14 protein-coding genes are annotated in these 19,845 nt (G+C 70.4%); 11 read left to right on the top strand and 3 right to left on the bottom strand.

Annotated features, from left to right (window positions below):
• The first annotated feature begins 284 nt into the window (after nt 1-284).
• The gene (locus FGL15_RS09840; RefSeq protein WP_064295407.1) at nt 285-1,022 is read left to right on the top strand and encodes a FadR/GntR family transcriptional regulator; all 738 of its coding nucleotides are present in this window, start codon (nt 285-287) and stop codon (nt 1,020-1,022) included.
• Nucleotides 1,023-1,250: 228 nt separating this feature from the next.
• On the opposite strand, the gene FGL15_RS09835 is transcribed toward FGL15_RS09840, so the two are convergent.
• Nucleotides 1,251-1,850, bottom strand: a complete 600-nt coding sequence (locus tag FGL15_RS09835) for an NAD(P)H-dependent oxidoreductase (RefSeq protein WP_138945893.1) — start codon at nt 1,848-1,850, stop codon at nt 1,251-1,253.
• A gap of 117 nt (nt 1,851-1,967) precedes the next feature.
• Between FGL15_RS09835 and FGL15_RS09830 the strand changes: the two genes are divergently transcribed.
• Nucleotides 1,968-3,098, top strand: a complete 1,131-nt coding sequence (locus FGL15_RS09830; RefSeq protein ID WP_138945892.1) for a VanZ family protein — start codon at nt 1,968-1,970, stop codon at nt 3,096-3,098.
• A 96-nt stretch (nt 3,099-3,194) separates the two neighbouring features.
• Here the strand turns inward: FGL15_RS09830 and FGL15_RS09825 are convergent, their stop codons facing one another.
• A complete protein-coding gene (locus FGL15_RS09825; RefSeq protein WP_240043986.1) occupies nt 3,195-3,755 on the bottom strand; it encodes a TetR/AcrR family transcriptional regulator in 561 nt (186 codons plus the stop codon).
• A 246-nt stretch (nt 3,756-4,001) separates the two neighbouring features.
• Here FGL15_RS09825 and FGL15_RS09820 point away from each other — a divergent pair, with 246 nt between their 5' ends.
• The 9 genes from FGL15_RS09820 (at nt 4,002) to FGL15_RS09780 (ending at nt 18,960) form a co-directional block, all read left to right on the top strand.
• Nucleotides 4,002-5,522 (top strand): ABC transporter substrate-binding protein, encoded by a 1,521-nt coding sequence (locus FGL15_RS09820; RefSeq protein ID WP_085511321.1) that lies wholly within the window; start codon nt 4,002-4,004, stop codon nt 5,520-5,522.
• A gap of 162 nt (nt 5,523-5,684) precedes the next feature.
• On the top strand, nt 5,685-6,626 hold the full coding sequence (locus tag FGL15_RS09815; RefSeq protein WP_085511322.1) for an ABC transporter permease: 942 nt from the start codon (nt 5,685-5,687) through the stop codon (nt 6,624-6,626).
• Nucleotides 6,623-8,482 (top strand): dipeptide/oligopeptide/nickel ABC transporter permease/ATP-binding protein, encoded by a 1,860-nt coding sequence (locus FGL15_RS09810; RefSeq protein ID WP_138945891.1) that lies wholly within the window; start codon nt 6,623-6,625, stop codon nt 8,480-8,482. The genes FGL15_RS09815 and FGL15_RS09810 overlap by 4 nt, the downstream gene beginning before the upstream one ends.
• On the top strand, nt 8,479-9,330 hold the full coding sequence (locus tag FGL15_RS09805) for an ATP-binding cassette domain-containing protein (protein WP_064295413.1): 852 nt from the start codon (nt 8,479-8,481) through the stop codon (nt 9,328-9,330). The genes FGL15_RS09810 and FGL15_RS09805 overlap by 4 nt, the downstream gene beginning before the upstream one ends.
• A gap of 178 nt (nt 9,331-9,508) precedes the next feature.
• Nucleotides 9,509-11,986 (top strand): beta-glucosidase, encoded by a 2,478-nt coding sequence (locus FGL15_RS09800; RefSeq protein ID WP_138945890.1) that lies wholly within the window; start codon nt 9,509-9,511, stop codon nt 11,984-11,986.
• A complete protein-coding gene (locus tag FGL15_RS09795) occupies nt 11,983-14,811 on the top strand; it encodes a family 78 glycoside hydrolase catalytic domain (protein ID WP_138945889.1) in 2,829 nt (942 codons plus the stop codon). Before FGL15_RS09800 ends, FGL15_RS09795 begins: the two co-directional genes overlap by 4 nt.
• Before the next feature lie 90 nt (nt 14,812-14,901).
• Nucleotides 14,902-16,644: a DUF5605 domain-containing protein gene (locus FGL15_RS09790; RefSeq protein ID WP_138945888.1), complete on the top strand. Its 1,743-nt coding sequence runs from the start codon at nt 14,902-14,904 to the stop codon at nt 16,642-16,644.
• Nucleotides 16,645-16,862: 218 nt separating this feature from the next.
• Nucleotides 16,863-17,213, top strand: a complete 351-nt coding sequence (locus FGL15_RS09785; RefSeq protein ID WP_071261463.1) for a hypothetical protein — start codon at nt 16,863-16,865, stop codon at nt 17,211-17,213.
• Nucleotides 17,214-17,328: 115 nt separating this feature from the next.
• Nucleotides 17,329-18,960, top strand: coding sequence for a beta-N-acetylhexosaminidase (locus FGL15_RS09780; RefSeq protein ID WP_138945887.1), 1,632 nt, complete (start codon nt 17,329-17,331; stop codon nt 18,958-18,960).
• Between the two features lie 342 nt (nt 18,961-19,302).
• Here FGL15_RS09780 and FGL15_RS09775 read toward each other — a convergent pair whose 3' ends face one another.
• Nucleotides 19,303-19,803 (bottom strand): DUF2087 domain-containing protein, encoded by a 501-nt coding sequence (locus FGL15_RS09775; protein ID WP_138945886.1) that lies wholly within the window; start codon nt 19,801-19,803, stop codon nt 19,303-19,305.
• Nucleotides 19,804-19,845: the final 42 nt, after the last annotated feature.

Raw genomic sequence — 19,845 nt, 5'->3', positions numbered from 1 at the left:
ACGAACGGCACGAGACGGATCGAGACCTTCCGGATGGCTGATCGCTCGACAGCCGGGTTGGCCGCGGGGCGGTGGTGTCCACTATGACTCCTCGGGTGGGCGGCATCGATGCCGCGGGCAGGGCGTGGTCCGGGCCGGACCGGAATGAACGATACATCAACCGGTTGACCAATTCAAGCATCGCTGGCCCCGAGCACTCGCCTCGTACCCGAACACCTCTCCCGGTCCCTGAAGCACCCCTCCCGGTCCCTGAGCTTGTCGAAGGGCCGCGATACAGTGAACCCATGCCTGCGTTCCCGGATCGGCCGACCGACGACATCTCGTCCAGCCTCGGACCGGTCGCCGTGGGATCCGCCGTCTCCGCCGTCGCGAAGCGCTTGCTCGACCACTTCACGAGCGGTGAGATCGCCCCGGGGACCCGCCTCCCACCGGAACGTCAGCTCGCCGCATCCCTCGGCATCGGGCGCTCTGCCGTCCGCGAGGCCCTCGCGGCGCTCGAGATCCTCGGCGTCGTCGACGTCCGCCCGGGCAGCGGCACCTACCTCCGCGGCAGCGTCTCCGAGCTCCTCCCCGAGACGCTCAGCTGGGGCCTCATGCTCGGCGAACCACGGACCCGCGAACTCATCGAGGTGCGCGGGCAGCTCGAAGTGTTCGCCGCCGGCCTCGCTGCAACGCGCATGGACGACATGGCGCGCAACCGACTGCGCAACCACCTCACCGCGATGAGCGAGGCGGGTGCCAACCGCACCAAGTTCATCGAGGCCGACCTCAAGTTCCACCTGGAGCTCGCCTCGGCCACCGGGAACCGCGTGCTCTCCGACCTCCTGCAGAGCATCCGCTCGCTGCTCCGTATCTGGGTGGAGCGCGGCATCCACGAGGACGTAGACGCCCAGCGCGCCTTCGAAGAGCACGAGGCCGTCTACGAAGCGATCATGTCGGGCGACCCGGCCGCCGCGACGGCCGCGATGCAGCACCACATGGACACCGCGACCGAGCGGCTGAACCGCACCCTCACGGCGTAGCACTTCGACAGGCTCAGTGACCGGGGTTCGGCTCAGTGACCGGGGTTCGGTTCAGTGACCGGGGTTCGGCTCAGAGACTGGATCCCGTCCGGGGCCGCACTTCGACAGGCTCAGTGACCGGAGGGGGCGACTCAGCGACCGGGAGGGGGCTCAGTGACCGGGGTTCGGCTCAGTGACCGGGGTTCGGCTCAGTGACGGTACCCGGTCCCTGAGCTTGTCGAAGGGCGGTCAGGCGCGGATCGCTCCGACGACCGCGTCCACCGCGGCCTCCACCGCACGCGTCCGGGCGGCGGCGTCCTCGCCCTCCGAGTCGTGGACGAAGGTCGTCACGCCGCGGCGAGCGCCGCAGAAGTCGACGATGCCGTGTTCGAGCTGCGTCCGCATCGCCAGCTCGTAGCCGTGGCGGTCGTAGACCCCGGCGTCGTCGCCCGCGATCGGTACGAGGTGCACGCGCAGGCGGTCGAGCTTCCGGACGATCCCGCCGTCCGCGTCGAGGCCGAACGCCCAACCGTTGACGAACACGCGGTCGAACCAGCCCTTGAGGAGTGCGGGCACCGACCACCAGTACACCGGGAACACGAGGACGAGGTCCGTGGCCCGGTCGAGCCGCTCCTGCTCGGCGGCCACGTCCGGGGTGAAGTCGCCGCCGACGCGGTAGGTGTGGCGGTCGGCGAGCGTGTACCGCGGGTCGAAGCCCTCCGCAGCCAGGTCTGCGACCTCGACGCTGGTCGAGCCCGCGGTCGATCGCAGCTCCTGCGCGAGCCGTTGGGCGAGGTGATGGGTGAGGGAGTCGGAGTCGGGATGGGTGGTCACGATGAGCGTCGGCACACTCCATCATCGCCTGCAACGGACGCGGGATCAGCCGTTCGGCACCCTCCGCAGGATGACCGGGGTCCGTCCGCCGACTGATGCCGACGGCGCGGCGAGCGCCCTACAGTTGTCGGAATGAGCGGATGGACATGGCAGGCGTGGGTCGGACTCGTCGGCGGCACGGTGATCTTCTTCGCCGTCCTCGGTCCGATCCTGCTCGTGCAGCTCCGTCGCTACGGCCAGATGTCGCTCCCCCGCGTGATCGGTGCTGCGGCGGTCAGTGTCTACGCGGTCGCCCTCGTGGCGTACACGCTGCTGCCGCTGCCGGACGAGCGCGCGAACTGCAGCACGGCCCACGGGGCGCTCGAGCTGATCCCCGGTCACTCGATCGGGGACATCGCACGGGAAACCGCCGGGCTGTCGGTCCTGAGCACCCTGACGAGCCACGCGTTCCTCCAAGTCATCCTGAACGTGATCCTCTTCATCCCGTTCGGCGCCATCGCGCGGCGGTACTGGAACCGTGGTCTCGGTGTCTCCATCCTGCTCGGGGCACTCGTCTCCCTCCTGATCGAGTCGACGCAGTACACAGGCATATGGGGCTTGTACGAATGCGCCTACCGGGTGGCCGACGTCGACGACGTGATCACGAACACGGCCGGCGCCGCGATCGGAGCACTCATCGCCCCGATCGTCCTCGGGTGGATGCCGAGCGCGCGAGCCCTTCGTGCCACCCGCGACCGGGCGCGACCCATCACCGTCTGGCGACGCTGGTTCGGCATGGTGCTCGACGCGTTCGCCGTGAACCTGTCGATCACGGTGTTGTCGCTCGTGTTCGTCGTCCCACGCGTCCTGCTCACGGGCGCGACCGGGACCGCCAACGACCCGACGCTGCCCGAGGTGCTCAGCATCGGCGCGGGCACGGTCGTCCTCGTGATCGTCCTGCCGGCGCTCATCGGGAGCGGCGCGTCGCTCGGGCAACGCCTCGTCTGGCTCGCCCCGCAGTGGCCGGACGGACGCGGATCGGCGGCGCGGCGCCTCTATCGCGGGTCGGTCGTGGCCCTGCCGTACATCGCCACGACGACCGCCGCGCAGATACCCGACGCCACGAGCGGCCTCACCCAGACGATCGTCGGGATCATCGGGATCCTCAGCTTCATCATCGTCACCACGGCCGTCGTCTCCGTACCGTTCACCCGGCACCGCCGCGGCGTCTCGTACGTCTCCGTCGGCGCAGACCTGCGCGACGCCCGCACGACCACGCCGTAGCGCGACAGCAGGAGATCAGCGCCGGAGCAGGACGCACTCGCCCAGAGGCTCCTGCCGCCGGGCGGATCTCCTGCTGCCGCGCCGATCGCTCGGTCGCTACAGCTCAGCGCCGAGGAGCCCCGACAGGAAGGCGTGGAGCTCGTCCGCCATGTCGACCGACTCCGGTGCGAGCAGCCACTGCACCTGCAGGCCGTCCATGAGCGCGAGGGTCATGAAGGCCGCGCTGGTGGTGGGAAAGTCGGCCCGCACGCGTCCTGCGGAGACGAGCAGCCCGAAGGTGCGCTCGAGCCGCCCGCGCGTGCCCTCGTAGCGCTCGACGAAGTAGTCGTGCGCCGGGTGGTCGGGCGACGTCGCCTCCGCCGAGAGCGTGCAGTAGAGCGCGACCACGCCGGGCACGGAAGCGTTGTACCGGGCGAGTGCGACCAACCCCCGGAGCGTCTCGATCGGGTCGTCGCCGTCCATCGGCACGAGCGTCGCCGAGAGGTCGTCGCGGTGCGAGAGCACGGCGGCGAGCAGCGCGCTCTTGTTCGGGAAGTGGTGCAGGAGTCCGGCCTCGCTCATCCCCACCTGCGCGGCCACCTCCCGAAGCGAACCCGCGCGATATCCCCCGTTGGCGAAGACGGCGAGCGCGGCGTCGAGGATCGCGACGCGCTTCATACCGGTTTTCGCATATGCACCGCGGGGCTTCCCCTGCGGCTTGTTCCCGGTCTTGACCGATGTCATCGGACGACCTCCCCTTCGGACGGCTTCACGATAGCGCGTTCCCCGTCGAACGCCGCGGCCTGGTCGTGATCCAACTGTGACATGGTCGAAAACAAAAAGCTAGTGACCACTCGGGTTTCATGCTAGCGTCCTCAATCACCAGCGATCCGATGAGGGATTGCTCACAGCGAATGGACAAAGATGTTCCGATGGAAGACGACCGCAGCCGTCGCGGTCACCGCTGCTGCACTCGTGCTCACCGGATGCTCCGGTAGCACCTCCGGCTCTGACAGCGGCTCCGGTGGCACCCTGATCCTGGGTGCGATCACTCCCCCCACCACGTTCGACCCGGCCGGCTCCGAATGGGGCAACCGCTCGCCCTTCTACCAGGCCGTCTTCGACACCCTGCTCGTCGCCACCGCCGACGGCGAGATCGTCCCGTCACTCGCGACCTCCTACGAGTACAACGACGACAACACCGTCCTGACGCTCAAGATCCGTGACGACGTCACCTTCACCGACAAGTCGAAGCTCACCGCCGACGTCGTCAAGCAGAACCTCGAGCGCTTCAAGACCGGTACCTCCCCCGACGCCGGCTACTTCGCGGGCGTCGCCTCCGTCGAGGCACCCGACGACACCACCGTGGTCATCACCCTGAGCGCGCCGGACCCGGCCATGCTCAACTACCTCACCCGCGACCCCGGCCTGATCGCCAGCGCCGAATCGTTCGACAGCCCCGACCTCGCCACCAACCCCGTCGGCTCCGGACCGTACGTGCTCGACACGGCCGCGACCGTCACCGGCACGAGCTACAGCTACACCGCGAACCCCGACTACTGGAACAAGGACTGGCAGCACTACGACAAGCTGACCATCAACGTCCTCCAGGACGCGACCGCCGGCCTCAACGCCGTCAAGTCGGGCGAGGTCAACGGCATCAAGCTCGCCAACAACGACAACCTCGCCGAGGTCGAGGGCGCCGGCTGGACCGTCAACGCCAACGAGCTCGACTTCCAGGGCATGCTGCTCCTCGACCGCGCCGGCACGATGAATCCGGCGATCGCCGACGTCCGCGTCCGCCAGGCCATCAACTACGCGTTCGACCGCCCGGCCCTGCTCAAGGCGCTGCAGAACGACAACGGCACGGTCACGGGTCAGGTCTTCCCGGAGAACTCCCCCGCCTACGACAAGTCGCTCGACGACCGCTACGGCTACGACCCCGAGAAGGCCAAGGAGCTGCTCGCCGAGGCGGGTTACGCCGACGGCCTGACGCTCTCGATGCCGTCCTCCACGGTGCTCGGCGCCACCACCTACACGCTGATCTCGCAGCAGCTGGCCGACGTCGGGATCACGGCCGAGTACACGGACCCGGGCAACAACTTCATCGCCGACCTCCTGGCCCCGAAGTTCCCCGTCTCCTTCATGGCGCTGGAGCAGAACCCGGACTGGCAGCTCATCCAGTTCATGATCGCCCCGAACGCCGTCTTCAACCCCTTCAAGTACGACGACCCGAAGGTCGACGAGTACATCAAGCAGATCCAGTACGGCGATGAGGCGACGCAGGGCAAGGTCGCCAAGGAACTCAACGCCTACATCGTCGAGCAGGCCTGGTTCGCCCCCTTCTACCGGGTGCAGGGCAGCTTCGCGACGGACGCCAACACGACCGTCAAGATGATCCCGACGAACGCGTACCCGTCCATCTACGACATCCAGCCGAAGTAGTCCGCTGATCCCTGAGCCGGTCGAGGGGTTCGCCCGTCGACAGGTTCAGGGACCGGGACCGACTGTTCGCACGTGTCGTATCGATCCCGGCCCGCCCGAGTGCCCAGCGCTCGGGCGGGCCGGCCCCAACACCCCTCACTCACCCACTTCCTGGAGTGACCCATGCTCGGATTCATCCTCAGACGCCTGGTGTCCGGCGTCGTCCTCATCTTCGTGATCTCCGTGATCGCGTACTCCCTCCTCTACCTCGGCGGCGGCGACATCGCCCGCCGGATCCTCGGCCAGAGCGCCACCACCGAGACCGTCGCGAAGAAGGCCGCCGAACTCGGCCTCGACCGCCCACTTCCGGTGCAGTACCTCGACTGGATCACCTCCGCCTTCCAGGGCGACCTCGGCCGCTCGTGGTTCACCGGCCAGCTCGTCTCCTCCGGCGTCACCGGCCGCCTCGCCGTCACCCTCTCGATCGTGCTCGGGGCGACCATCATCGCCGCGATCGTGTCCGTCATCCTCGGTGTCCTCGCCGCCCGTCGCGGTGGATGGATCGACAACGTCGTCCAGTTCATCTCCGTCATCGGCTTCGCGATCCCCAGCTTCCTCATCGCGCTCGTCCTCGTCATCACCTTCGCGATCAACCTGCGCCTGTTCAAAGCCACCGGGTACATCCCGATCACCACCTCCTTCTCCGGCTGGGTCGCCTCGGTGACATTGCCGATCATCGCCCTCGCGATCGGCGCCATCGCGACGGTCTCGCAGCAGGTGCGCGGTTCCGTCGTCGACGCGATGTCGAAGGACTACGTCCGGACGCTCCGCAGCCGCGGGCTCGGCACGGGCCGCGTCATCTACAAGCACGTGCTGCGGAACGCCGGCGGCCCCGCCCTCGCCGTCCTCGCCGTGCAGTTCATCGGCCTCCTCGGCGGCGCCGTCATCATCGAGCAGATCTTCGCCCTGCCGGGCATCGGTCAGCTCGCCGTGCAGGCCACGACCCAGGGCGACATCCCCATCGTCATGGGGGTCGTCATCGCGACGGCCATCATCGTCGTCGTCGTCAACCTGCTCATCGACCTCGCGCAGGCTGCGCTCAACCCGAAGGTGCGACTGTCATGACCGCCATCGAAACCCCGCTCACCGTCCCGACCCCGCAGGTCCGCGTCAACCTCCTGCGTCGGCTCCTCAAGCGTCCGATCGGCGCCGCGTCGCTCGTGTTCCTCGCGCTCATCGGTGTCGTCGCGATCTTCGGACCGCTCATCGCCCCGCAGGACCCGAATCTCGCGTCCCTGCAGCAGGTCCTGGCGCCTCCGAGCGCCGACCACCTCCTCGGAGCGGACAGCGCCGGGCGCGACGTGTTCTCCCGCCTGCTCGCCGCCACCCAGATCAGCGTCGCCGCAGCGCTCCTCGCCCTCATCGTCGCCATCGTCATCGGGGTCGTCGCCGGGCTGATCGCCGGGTACTACCAGGGCTGGTTCGACTCCGTGTCGTCCTGGTTCACGGGCCTCATCATGGCGCTGCCCGGCATCGTCGTCCTCCTCGCCGCCCGCGCCGTCCTCGGCCCGTCGGTCTGGATCTCGATGGCGATCTTCGGCATCCTGCTCTCGCCCTCCTACTTCCGCCTCGTCTATGCGGCGGTCACGGCCGTGCGCTCGGAGCTCTACGTGGACGCCGCCCGGGTCTCGGGCCTCAGCGACCCGCGCATCATCGGCAAGCACATCCTCTCCGTCGTCCGCGCACCGATCATCATCCAGTCGGCGATCATCGCGGGCATCGCCATCGCGATCCAGTCCGGCCTCGAGTTCCTCGGTCTCGGCGACCTGTCGGTGCCGACCTGGGGGTCGATGCTCAACGACGGCTTCACGAACATCTACAAGGCACCGATCCTCATGGTCTGGCCGTCGCTCGCGATCGCACTCACCTGCATCGCGCTCACCCTGCTCGCCAACGCGATGCGCGACGAGCTCGAGCGCACCGTGTCCGTCCGTCGGCGCCGTCGCAAGATCGTGACGACGTCGAAGACGGGCTCCAACACGATCGTCACGCAGTCGATCAGCACCTCCGGGATCAGCGAGGACGAGATCGTCGGCGTCCCGCCCATCCGCCACGACGACGACGCCCGCGCCGCCGTCCGCGCCGAGGAGCTCGTCCTCAGCGTCCGCGACCTCCGCGTCGGCTACGACCAGGAGGGCGGCCGGGTCACCGAGGTCGTCCACGGCGTCGACCTCGACATCCGCAAGGGCGAGGTCCACGGCCTCATCGGTGAGTCCGGTTCGGGCAAGACCCAGACCGCATGGGGTGTCCTCGGACTCCTGCCCCGCGGCGGCCGGGTCACCGACGGCACGATCCGCTACGAGGGCACCCGACTCGACACCCTCGGGGAGCGCGAGTACACGGCCATCCGCGGCAAGCGCATCGGCTACATCCCGCAGGAGCCGATGTCGAACCTCGACCCGGCGTTCACGATCGGCAGCCAGCTCGTCGAACCCCTGCGCGTCACCCTCGGCCTGAGTAAGAAGGAGGCGACGGACAAGGCACTCGCCCTGCTCGAGCGGGTCGGCATCCCGAACCCCAAACGCACCTTCGCCGCATTCCCGCACGAGGTCTCGGGCGGTATGGCGCAGCGTGTACTCATCGCCGGCGCCGTCTCCACGGACCCGGACATCATCATCGCCGACGAGCCCACCACCGCCCTCGACGTGACCGTGCAGGCAGAGGTCCTCGACCTGCTGCGCGACCTCCAGGCGGAGCGCCACATGGCGATGCTCCTCGTGACGCACAACTTCGGTGTGGTCGCCGACCTCTGCGACCGCGTCTCGGTCATGCAGAACGGCCTCATCGTGGAGACCGGGCCGGTGCGCTCGATCTTCAACCACGCACAGCACCCGTACACGCAGTCGCTGCTCGGCGCGATCCTCGACGAGGGTCCAGCCCGACCGGCACTCGCGACGAACCTGACAGGAGAGACCCGATGACGTCGTCACTGCTCGAGGTGAAGGACCTCGAAGTCGAGTACCCGGGCAAGGGGTTCCGTGCCCAGTCGTTCAAGGCCCTCAAGGGCGTGTCGATCGACATCAAGCCCGGTGAGACCGTCGGCCTCGTCGGCGAGTCCGGCTCCGGCAAGACCACGCTCGGTCGCGCCGTGCTGGGCCTCGCCCCGGTCACCGGCGGCAGCATCCGCTACCGCGACCAGGAGATCGGGCACCTGAAGCGCAAGGAGCGCCGGGCACTCAGCTCGGAGATCCAGGTCGTGTTCCAGGACCCGTACTCCTCACTCAACCCCTCGCTCACGATCGAGCAGATCCTCACCGAGCCGCTCACCGTCCGCGGCGTCTCTGGTGCCGACGCCCGCAAGCGCGTCGGATCCCTGCTCGACCAGGTGCAGCTGCCGACCGGCGCAGCCTCACGGCTCCCCCGGGAGTTCTCGGGCGGCCAGCGGCAGCGCATCGCGATCGCCAGGGCGCTCGCCCTCGATCCGAAGCTCATCGTGTGCGACGAGCCGGTGTCGGCCCTCGACCTGTCGACGCAGGCGCGGGTCCTCGACCTCTTCATCGACATCCAGGAGCAGACGGGCGTCGCCTACCTGTTCATCTCGCACGACCTCGCGGTCGTCCGGCACATCAGCCACCGCGTGGCGGTCATGTACCACGGCGAGATCGTCGAGTCCGGCGACGGCGACCAGGTGACGGCGCACCCGGCCCACCCCTACACGCAGCGACTGTTCATGGCGGCACCGATCCCCGATCCGGACCGCCAGGAGGACCGTCGGGTGGAGCGCCGCCGCCTCATCGACGAGCAGCGTGCGGCGGAGTCCGCCGCCTGACCGTCGCTTCGACCGCCCGGTCGGCCGGGGCCAGGAACCTGGCTGGCCGGGCGCACCACCGGTCCCCGAGCTTGTCGAAGGGCCAACATCCGGTCCCCGAGACCCACAACCGGTCCCCGAGACCCACATCCGGTCCCTGAGCTTGTCGAAGGGCCACCCCAGAACGGACCCACATCGCATGACCATCACCACTCCCCGGCACGCCGCCGCCACGAAGCCCGTCGACACCGCGGCGATCGACGCCCTCGTCGCCCGGCTCGACCTCGAGGAGAAGGTCGCGCTCGTCTCCGGCGCCGACTTCTGGACCACGGTGCCGCTCGAGAAGATCGGCCTCCGCGCCATGGTCCTGTCCGACGGCCCGGCCGGCGTCCGCGGTCCGCTGTGGGACGAGCGCTCGCCGTCGATCAACCTCCCGTCGGCGACCGCACTGGCGTCCTCGTGGGATCCGTCACTCGCCTACCGCTACGGTGCCGTCGCCGCGGCCGAGGCCCGCCGGAAGGGCGTCGACGTCGTCCTCGGCCCGACCATCAACCTCCACCGTTCCCCCCTCGGCGGGCGGCACTTCGAGGCCTTCAGCGAGGATCCGGAACTCACCGGTTCGCTCGCGGCCGCCTACGTCAGCGGCCTGCAGGACAACGGCGTCGCCGCCACCCCCAAGCACTACGTCGCCAACGACTCCGAGACCGACCGCTTCACGGTCGACGTGCACGCGAGCGAGCGCGCCCTCCGCGAGCTCTACCTCGCGCCGTTCGAGCGCACGGTCACCGAGGCGGGCACCTGGGCGATCATGAGCGCCTACAACTCCGTCGACGGCGTCACGATGAGCGAGAACGACCTCCTGGAGACGCCGCTCAACTCGGAGTGGGGCTTCGACGGCGTCGTCGTCAGCGACTGGACCGGCGTCCGCAGCCTCGGCTCGGCACCGGCGTCGCAGGACCTCGCCATGCCCGGCCCCGCTCCCGCATGGAGCGCGGCCCTCGTCGAGGCCGTCCGCGACGGCCGCGTCGCCGAGGCCGACGTCGACCGCAAGGTCGCCCGACTCCTCGCCCTCGCGGTCCGCGTCGGTGCGCTCGGCGACGAAGCGCTGGCGCCGGCCCCGGTCGACGGGGTCGCCTTCTCCCGCGAGGCCGAGACCGAGGGCGTCGTGCTGCTCGACAACGACGGCACCCTGCCTGTCGACGCGGCCACGCTCACCCGCGTCGCCGTCATCGGGCACAACGCCCGCGACTCGCGCACCCAGGGCGGTGGCAGCGCGACGGTCCTCCCCGAGCACACCGTCAGCCCCCTCGAGGGACTCCGACTCGCGCTCCCCGAGGCGACGATCGACTACGCCGTCGGCGCGATCGTGCAGGAGGGCGTCGCCGAACTGCCGCTCGAGCGCCTCACCAATCCGCGCACGGGTGACCCCGGTCTCGTCGCCGCGTTCCTCGACGCCGACGGCGCGGAACTCTTCACCGAGGACCGCCGCTCCACCGCGCTCGTCTGGTTCGGTGGCGACGCCCCGGTCACCACGGCGTCGCAGCTCGTGCTCACCACCACGTACACGCCGGAGGCCACCGAGCAGCTGCGGCTCGGCTTCGCCACGGGACTCCACGGTCGGCTCTTCGTCGACGGCGTCCTCCTCGTCGACGAGCAGCCCGTGGTCGTCGGGAACGACCTCGGTGCGGCGCTGCTCGCCCCGCCGTCGGCAACGGGGGCGTTCGCCGCCCAGGCCGACGTCGCCGTCGAACTCCGCGCGGAGTTCGACCTCTCCCCGAGCGAGAACGGTCTCGGCGCGATCAGCGTCACCGTCGGTCGCGCTCCCGACGACTCCGACCCCGACGCCCTCATCGCCCAGGCGGTCGAGGCGGCCCGCGCCGCCGATGTCGCCGTCGTGGTCGTCGGCACGAACTCGAAGGTCGAGTCGGAGGGTTGGGACCGCAGCGACCTCACGCTCCCCGGCCGTCAGGACGAGCTCGTCGGGGCCGTCGCCGCCGTGAACCCGCGCACCGTCGTGATCGTCAACTCCGGCGCCCCGGTCCTGCTCCCCTGGAGCGACGAGGTCGCCGCCGTACTCCTCGGCTGGTTCGGCGGACAGGAGATGGGCAACGCCCTGGCCGACGTGCTCCTCGGTGTCGCCGAACCCGGTGGTCGCCTGAGCACCACCTGGGCCGCAGCGCTCGACGACGTCCCGGTGCTCGACGTCACCCCGGTGGATGGCGTGCTCCGCTACGAGGAGGGCATCCACATCGGCTACCGCGCCTGGCTCCGCTCGGGTGCCACGCCCGCCTACTGGTTCGGCCACGGGCTCGGGTACACGAGCTGGTCCATCGACGGTGGCGAGGTCTCGGGTGACGTCGCCTCCGGTGACGCCCGCGTCGCCGGGACCGCGACGAACACCGGTGACCGCGCCGGCAAGCACGTCGTCCAGGTGTACGCGGAGCGACCGGACTCCTCGGTCGACCGCCCCGTGCGCTGGCTCGTCGGATCGGCCGTCGTCCGCGCGGGCGCCGGCGAGTCGGTCGCCTGGGAGGTCGCGCTGCCGGCCCGGGTCTTCGCCCACTGGGCGGACGGCTGGCAGGTCGAGCCAGGCGACGTCACCCTCCGGATCGGATCGTCCGTCGTCGACCTGGTTCACGAACACGTCGTCACCATCGCGGCAGGGACCTCCCGATGACCGCGCACGTGGCGCGGATCGGTCGGCTGCGGGCGGAGACCCGTGACGACAGCCCGGCGGTCGCGACGCCGACGCCTCGGTTGACCTGGACCGTCGAGACCTCGGCTTCCGACTGGGTGCAGGCCTGGGCCGAGCTCCGGGACGGCAGTGGTGCCACGGCGCGCATCGAGGGCCGCGACTCCGTCCTCGTCTCCTGGCCGTTCACCCCGCTCGCACCGGACGAGGTGCGCACCGTCGAGGTCCGTGCCGCGTCGACCGCGGGTGAGGAGACACCCTGGAGCGAGCCGACCGTCGTCGAGGCCGCGTTCCTCGCCGACGGCGCCTGGACCGCCCGCTTCATCGGTCTCGCGGCGCCCGAGCGTCCGGCGCAGCCGATCCGGGTGCGCCGCACCTTCACGGCCGGCGGGCCCGTCCGTCGCGCCCGGCTGTTCTGGACCGCGCTCGGTGCCGCCGAACCGCAGCTGAACGGGAGGCCCGCCTCGGAGGACGTCCTCTCCCCCGGCTGGACCGCCTACGGCGACCGCCTCGTGCACGAGACCGTCGACGTCACCGCGCTCGTCGAGCCGGGTGAGAACGTCCTCGCCGCGACCGTCGCCGGCGCCTGGTACACCGAGCGCTACGGGTTCTTCCAGTTCGCCGAGCGGATCTACGGCGACCAGCCACGCTTCGCCGCCCAGCTGCAGCTCGACTACCTCGACGGGACGACGGAGACGCTCGTCACCGATGCGAGCTGGTCGGCGGCCGACGGTGCCGAGCTCGTCGACAGCGGCATCTACGCCGGCGAGGCGATCGACACCACCCTGGCCGAACCCGGCTGGTCGACGACGGCGTTCGACGCGTCCACCTGGGCCCCGGCCCTCGTCGACGACGCTGCGCACCCGGTGCCGGAGGCCCGCATCGCCGCGCCCGTCCGTCGCATCGAGGAGCGCGCGGTGGCGGAGGTGCTCACCTCGCCCTCGGGCGCGACCATCCTCGACTTCGGCCAGAACCTCGTCGGCCGCCTCCGGCTCACCGTCGCCGGCCCGCGGGGCACGACGCTCACGCTCCGGCACGCGGAGGTCCTCGACGAGGGCGAACTCGCCCTGCGTCCCCTCCGGAACGCCGCGGCCACCGACCACGTCACGCTCTCGGGCGACGGCGAGCAGACGATCGAGCCGCGCTTCACTTTCCATGGCTTCCGCTACGCGCAGATCGACGGCTGGCCGGGCGCATTCGACCCGGCGTCGGTCACCGCCGTCGTCCTCCACAGCGACCTCACGCGCACGGGTTGGTTCTCCTCCTCGCACGAGCTGCTCGACCGCCTCCACGAGAACGTCGTCTGGGGCATGCGCGGCAACTTCCTGAGCATCCCGACCGACTGCCCGCAGCGCGACGAGCGGCTCGGCTGGACGGGTGACCTGCAGGTCTTCGCACCGACCGCGAGCTTCCTCTACGACAGCTCCGCCTTCCTCGACTCCTGGCTGCGCGACCTCGCGCTCGAGCAGGGACACCAGGACGGTGTCGTCCCCATGGTGGTCCCGGCCGCGCTGTCCGGATTCGCCGGTGGCGGGCCGACCGCGGCCTGGGGCGACGCCGCGACCGTCGTGCCGTGGGTGCTCCACGAGCGCTACGGCGACCTCGGGATCCTGCGCGAGCAGTACCCGTCGATGCGCTCCTGGGTGGAGGCCGTCCTCCGGGTGAGCACCGACGGTCTCTGGTCGAACACCTTCCAGCTCGGCGACTGGCTCGACCCGAGCGCACCGCCGGACCAGCCGGCGAAGGCCAGGGTCGACTCGGACATCGTCGCGAGCGCCTATCACGCGCGATCCCTCCGGATCCTCGCCGACACCGCCGGGCTCCTCGGTGAGACGGCGGACGCCGAGCGGTACGGCGACCTGGCCGAGCGGAGTCGGGCGGCCTTCACCGCCGAGTACGTGACGCCCGCCGGGCGGATGATGTCCGACGCGCCGACCGCCTACGCCCTCGCCCTGCGGTTCGACCTCGTCGACGACCCCGCCCTGCGACAGCGCCTCGCGGACCGCCTCGCCGACCTCGTTCGCGCCGACGGCTACCGCATCGGCACCGGCTTCGTGGGGACGCCGCTCATCACCGACGCACTCGCCGACGGCGGACACCTCCGCGCGGCCGGCCGCCTCATACTCCAGACCGAGAACCCCTCCTGGCTCTCGCCCGTCACCAAGGGCGCGACCACGATCTGGGAGCGCTGGGACAGCCTGCTCGATGACGGCTCGGTCAACCCGGGCGAGATGACCTCGTTCAACCATTACGCGCTCGGTGCCGTCGCCGACTGGCTGCACCGCACCGTGGCCGGCCTCGCTCCCGCGGCTCCCGGCTACCGCGAACTCCGGATCGCACCGCGGCCGATCGACGGGCTCGACCACGCCGAGGCCCGACATGTCACGCCCTACGGCGAGGCATCGGTGGCGTGGCGGCGCGAAGGGTCGTCACTCCGGGTGTCGGCGGTCGTGCCGCCGAACACGACGGCGACGGTCGCGTTGCCGGGTGCCCCGGAGGAGACGGTCGGATCCGGTCGCCACGACTGGACGGTCGAGGTCACGGACGCCGGCTCGAGTGCCGATGACGACATCACGCTCGGCCTCGACTCGCCGCTCTCCGAGATCATCGACCGACCGACCGCCTACGACGCCCTTCTCAGCTCGGTGGGTGCCCACGATCAGGCCAAGGCCGACGACATCCGCCGCGGCACCCAGTGGAGTCGTGGTCGGACCGTCCGTCAGCTCCTCATGTTCACGCCGCCGTCGATGCTCGACGACGTGGGCGCCGCTCTGGCTGCAGCCCGTCCGGCTCCAGGAGTTGCGCGATAACCCCCACCCGACTGTTCCACGTGCAACACTCGCACCGCCCGCACCAGTAGCACCCGCCGCCGACCCCGCTCGGCCGATCACAGGAGATCCATGTTCGACCGCAGTTCCGCCTTCGGAGACGTCATCGAGAGCCCCGCGGGCCGCACCGTCCTCGAGCAGTTCCTGCCCGGCATCGCCGCATCGCCGATGGCCAAGCAGTTCCGCAGCATCCGGCTCGGGCAGCTGTCGGCGATCGTGCCGGAGCTGCAGGACGACGCGGCGAAGGATCGCCTGTGGGCGGCGCTCGCACAGGTCGACGACGGTCCCGACGCCCGCGCACCCTACGGCGCCGCGATCGAGCCGGCCACCGACTACGAGGGCGAAGACGTCCCGCGCGGCTCGGCGACCCTGACGGTCCCCGGCGACGTCCCGCAGTACGGCGTCGTGGAGATCCGGCTGGACGGGCCGTCGCACGGCAACCCGTTCGTCGACGTGGAGCTCGGCGCGACGTTCACGAACGGCGCGCGCGAGCTCACGGTCGGTGGGTTCTACGACGGCGACGGCAGGTACCTGGTGCGGCTGCTCGCCGAGGAGCCGGGCGAGTGGTCGTTCACCACGAGCTCGACCGCCCGATCGCTCGACGGCGTCGCAGGCGCGTTCACCGTGTCGGCCGCGGCGACGGGCAGCCACGGGCCGGTGCGCGTCGACGGCTTCCACTTCGCCCACGCCGACGGCACCCGCCATCGCCCGCTCGGCACGACCGCCTACGCCTGGACGCACCAGCCCGAGGAGCTGCAAGAAGAGACCCTCCGCGCCCTCGAAGCCGCGCCGTTCACGAAGATCCGCATGTGCGTGTTCCCGAAGTCGTACCTCTACAACGCGAACGAGCCGGAGACGTTCCCCTTCATCGGCTCGCTCGCCGACGGCTTCGACCACGAGCGGTTCGACCCGGCGTACTGGGCGAACCTCGAGCGGCGCATCACCCAGCTCGGCGCGCTCGGCATCGAAGCGGACCTCATCCTCTTCCACGCCTACGACCGTTGGGGCTTCGCGGACCTCGGTCCAGCCGTCGACGAGCGGTACCTCCGCTACGCCGTCCGCCGGCTCGCCGCGTTCGCGAACGTGTGGTGGTCGATGGCGAACGAGTACGACCTGCTCTGGGCGAAGACGAACGACGACTGGGAGCGGCTCGCGGCGGTCGTCGGCGCGGAGGACCCGCACGGCCATCTCAACTCCATCCACAACTGCCAGGGGTTCTACGATTACGCGAAGCCCTGGATCACGCACTGCAGCGTGCAGCGCGTCGACGTCTACCGGACCGCGGAGAACACCGACGCCTGGCGCGAGCAGTGGGGCAAGCCGATCGTCATCGACGAGTGCGCTTACGAGGGTGACATCGACCAGGGCTGGGGCAACATCACCGGCGAGGAGATGGTGCGACGGTTCTGGGAGGGGGCGATCCGCGGCGGCTACGTCGGCCACGGCGAGACCTACCTCAACGACCGGGAGGAGCTGTTCTGGTCGAAGGGCGGGCCGCTCATCGGTTCGAGTCCCGACCGCATCGCGTTCCTGGAGCGCATCTCGGCGGAGTCCCCGACGGGCGTCCTCGATCCGCTGCCCGGCGACTGGGACGTGCCGTGGGGCGGGGTCGCCGGCCGCTACGTCATCGGCTACTTCGGCTTCAACCGGCCGCGGTTCCGCAACGTCTTCCTCCCCGAGGGCGAGTTCAACGTCGACGTGCTCGACACCTGGAACATGACGGTCGAGACCCTCCCCGGCACCCACACCGGTACCGTCCGGGTCGACCTGCCCGGCCGCCAGTTCATGGCGGTCCGCCTCCGCCTGGTGGAGTAGCCGAGCCGGGTACGGAGGGGCCCTGGGTGCTGAGCCACCTCCCCGGTCACCAAGCCACCCTCCCCCGGTCACTGAGCCTGTCGAAGTGCCGAGCAACCCTCCTCGCCGCCCCCGTCTCCACACCGTTGACACGTTTGTTCGGACCCTTTACAGTTGTCGGGCATTGACGCAACCCCCGTTGCAACATGCGCAATCGTCCGACGACTGGAGAGCGGCCCATGGATCACGGCACCGGCACCATCCTGCTCGACGGCGTCCTCCGCGGCACCGCCCTCACCGCCCTGCTGCCCACCTGGGTGACGGGCGGTGGCGGCGATGCCGTCATCGATCGTCTCCGAGACGACGCCGTCGTCGACGAACTCGAACGCGCCTTCGCCGAGCCGCCGTTCGACGAGCGCGTCGACTGGTCCGCTGTGCGTATCGCGCAGGTGTCGCACCCCGACCTCCGCGAGCTCGTCGGCCGCAGCATCGCCGAGCTCGCCGCCGAGGCCGGCCAGTCGCCGCTCACCGTCGTCTCGGATACGCTGATCGCCGACCGGCTCACCACCCTCGTCGACCGCCCGTCCTGACCTCCACCATCCGGGGCCGCTCTCAGGAGTCCTCCGGCGTGTCGCCGGGTTCCCGGCCAGCCGCGCCGCAGATGTCCTGAGAACGGCCCATCAGCACTCGAGGAGAGAACCACCGATGCTTCCACTGCCCGTGTCCATCCAGCAGCACGACGGCGCCTTCACGCTGAGCGAGACGACCGGGCTCGGTGGTGACCGCCGCTTCACGGCCGCGACCCGCTGGTTGCGCGGGGTACTGCAGACGTCGACCGGGTTCGACCTCGACGCACGGATCGACATGCGGACCGACAGCATCACGTTCATCCACGACGACACCGTCGCGGCCGGCGGCTACCGGCTCGTGGTCGACGCGGGCGGTGTGCGCATCGTCGCCGCCGACGCCTCCGGCGCGTTCTCCGGTGCGGTGACCCTGACCCAGCTCCTCCCCCCGGCGGTCAACCGCCGTGCGCTCGTCCCCGGCGTCGACTGGACCGTCCCGGCGACGACCATCGACGACGCCCCACGCTTCGGGTGGCGCGGCGTCATGCTCGACGTGGCCAGGCACTTCCTCCCCACGTCCGACGTGCTGCGGTTCATCGACCTCGCCGCACGCCACAAGCTCAACGTCCTCCACTTCCACCTCACCGACGACCAGGGCTGGCGCATCCAGATCGACGCCTTCCCGAAGCTGACCGAGGTCGGCGGCTGGCGGACCGAGAGCCAGCACGGTGCAGCGCGGCACGCTCCCGGCGACGGCCGCCCGCACGGCGGCTTCTACACGAAGGACGACCTGCGCGAGATCGTCGCGTACGCCGCTGAGCGGTCCATCACGGTCGTCCCCGAGATCGACCTGCCCGGCCATGCGCGAGCGATCATCGCCGCGTACCCGGAGCTGGGTGTGCCGGACGTGGCGCAGGACGCGGACGAGCCGTCGGTGTGGACACGGTGGGGCATCAACGAGGCGATCCTCGACATGGGTGAGGAGACGGTCGCGTTCTTCCGCACCGTGTTCGACGAGGTCATGGAGCTGTTCCCGTCGACCTTCATCGGCGTCGGTGGCGACGAGGCGAAGAAGACCCGCTGGGCGGCGAGCGCTCGGACACAAGCCCTCATGGCCGAGCGTGGGCTCGACTCCGTCGAAGCGCTGCAGGCGTGGTTCATCCGCCAGCTCGAGGCGCACCTGTCCGCCGCCGGCCGGCGCCTGTACGGCTGGGACGAGATCCTCGAGGGCGGCGGATTGCCGAAGGACGCGACCGTCGCCTCATGGCGCGGCGAGTTCGGTGCGGTCGCCGCCGCACGCCAGGGGTACGACGTCATCGCCTGCCCGGACGACCGCGTCTACCTCGACTACCGCGAGTCGGAGCTGCCGGGTGAGCCGATCCCGGTCGGGCCGCCGCTGACGGTCGCGGAGGTGTACACCTTCGAGCCGGTGCCGGCGGAGCTGACGGAGGCGCAGGCCGAGCACATCATCGGGGTGCAGGCGAACATCTGGACTGAGCACATGGACTCCGCCCGCGTCATCGACTACCAGGCGTATCCGCGACTGTGTGCCCTCGCCGAGGTCGCCTGGGTCGGCCGCGAGCGCGACCTCGCGGGCTTCGAGGCGCGGCTGCAGCAGCACCTCGCCCGCCTCGACGCCCTCGGGGTCGAGTACCGCCGCGCCACGGGTCCGTTCCCGTGGCAGGAGCGTCCCGATGCCGAGGGTCGACCGTCCACCCGCGAGCAGCGGGCCGCCCTCGTGGAGGAACTCACGAAGGACATCCGCGCCTGACGCCGGCCGGCGGGCCGTGGGCTCGCCGCCGGCCACTGAGCCCCACCCCGACTCTGAGCCCCCACCCGACCCTGAGCCACCCACCCGGGCCCTGAGCCTCCCACCCGGTCCCTGAGCCTCCCACCCGGTCCCTGAGCCTGTCGAAGGGCAGCCCCGCACGAGCCCCGTGTCCACTTCGACAAGCTCAGTGACCGGAGGAGGTCCACCGTCGCGCGCACCGGTCCCTGAGCCTGTCGAAGGGCAGCCCCGCACGAGCCCCGTGTCCACTTCGACAAGCTCAGTGACCGGAGGAGGTCCACCGTCGCGCGCTTCGACCCCTGAGCCTGTCGAAGGGCGTCCGACTCAGGTGACGAGCGCGTACTCGGTCCCCGAGCGCGTGCGTTCGACGAGCTGCGCGTCGACGAGGTACCGCCGAAGTACCGCGACGTCGTCGTGGAACGCGGACAACCGCTCGTTGATCTCGGCTTCGTCGACCACCTCGCCCGGCTGGAGCGCTGATGCCGCGACGCGCTGCAACAGCGCCTGCCGCTCGTCCGGATTCGACGGGTACTGCACGATCCGACCGTCGACCAGGAAGCGGTCGACCCCTTCGCGCTTCGGCGGCGCGGCGGCCGCGAGGAGATCGCGGAACACCTCGCCCGAGACGCGCCCGCCGTCGTCCAGCAGGCCCACCCGGGACAACGTCTGGACGCTCTGCTCGGCCCGCCGCACAGCACGCTGCGTGCCGCCGAGGTCGGGCTCCTGCCCGAGGACGAGTTGCGCGTACACCGTCCGGGTGTCGTCGTTCGCGAGGGCGGCGGCCAGCGCGCGCCAGTCCGTCGTCGTCCGTTCCTCGTCCGGCATGGCCCCTCCTCCTGCGGTCTACGACATCGTCCTCAACGGTAC

It is taken from the genome of Plantibacter sp. M259 (assembly GCF_006065115.1).
Taxonomy (GTDB): Bacteria; Actinomycetota; Actinomycetes; order Actinomycetales; family Microbacteriaceae; genus Plantibacter; species Plantibacter auratus.
This window is presented reverse-complemented; position numbering and strand designations above follow the sequence as displayed.